At 56.6% G+C, this 1,255-nt stretch carries 1 rRNA gene; it reads left to right on the top strand.

What is annotated here, in order from left to right:
* Positions 1-1,255: ribosomal RNA gene (locus ACWD4G_RS45640) — 23S ribosomal RNA — on the top strand; the annotation flags it as partial.

Raw genomic sequence — 1,255 nt, 5'->3', positions numbered from 1 at the left:
GTGTGAGACCCGGCAGGGGTTGCGTATACGGGGTTGTGGGATCTCTCTTCTGTCGTCTGCCGGCGACAGGACGAGTCAGAAACCGTTGATGTAGGCGAAGGACATGCGAAAGGTCCGGCGTAGAGGGTAAGACCCCCGTAGCTGAAACGTCAGCGGCTTGTTTGAGAGACACCCAAGTAGCACGGGGCCCGAGAAATCCCGTGTGAATCTGGCGGGACCACCCGCTAAGCCTAAATATTCCCTGGTGACCGATAGCGGATAGTACCGTGAGGGAATGGTGAAAAGTACCGCGGGAGCGGAGTGAAATAGTACCTGAAACCGTGTGCCTACAAGCCGTGGGAGCGTCGGAAGCAGCTTGCTGCTTCTCGTGACTGCGTGCCTTTTGAAGAATGAGCCTGCGAGTTTGCGGTGTGTTGCGAGGTTAACCCGGGTGGGGTAGCCGTAGCGAAAGCGAGTCCGAAGAGGGCGTTTTAGTAGCATGCTCAAGACCCGAAGCGGAGTGATCTAGCCATGGGCAGGTTGAAGCGGAGGTAAGACTTCGTGGAGGACCGAACCCACCAGGGTTGAAAACCTGGGGGATGACCTGTGGTTAGGGGTGAAAGGCCAATCAAACTCCGTGATAGCTGGTTCTCCCCGAAATGCATTTAGGTGCAGCGTCGTGTGTTTCTTGCCGGAGGTAGAGCACTGGATAGGCGATGGGCCCTACCGGGTTACTGACCTTAGCCAAACTCCGAATGCCGGTAAGTGAGAGCGCGGCAGTGAGACTGTGGGGGATAAGCTCCATGGTCGAGAGGGAAACAGCCCAGAGCATCGACTAAGGCCCCTAAGCGTACGCTAAGTGGGAAAGGATGTGGAGTCGCAGAGACAACCAGGAGGTTGGCTTAGAAGCAGCCACCCTTGAAAGAGTGCGTAATAGCTCACTGGTCTAGTGATTCCGCGCCGACAATGTAGCGGGGCTCAAGCGTACCGCCGAAGTCGTGTCATTCCAGTACATACTCCCAACGGAGGCTGGGATGGGTAGGGGAGCGTCGTCTGCCGGGTGAAGCAGCACCGGAAGGTAGTTGTGGACGGTTGACGAGTGAGAATGCAGGCATGAGTAGCGATACAAACGTGAGAAACGTTTGCGCCGATTGACCAAGGGTTCCTGGGTCAAGCTGATCTGCCCAGGGTAAGTCGGGACCTAAGGCGAGGCCGACAGGCGTAGTCGATGGATAACCGGTTGATATTCCGGTACCCGCTGTGAAGCGTCAAACAT

The sequence above is a fragment of the Streptomyces sp. NPDC002643 genome (genome assembly GCF_053592555.1).
This window is presented reverse-complemented; position numbering and strand designations above follow the sequence as displayed.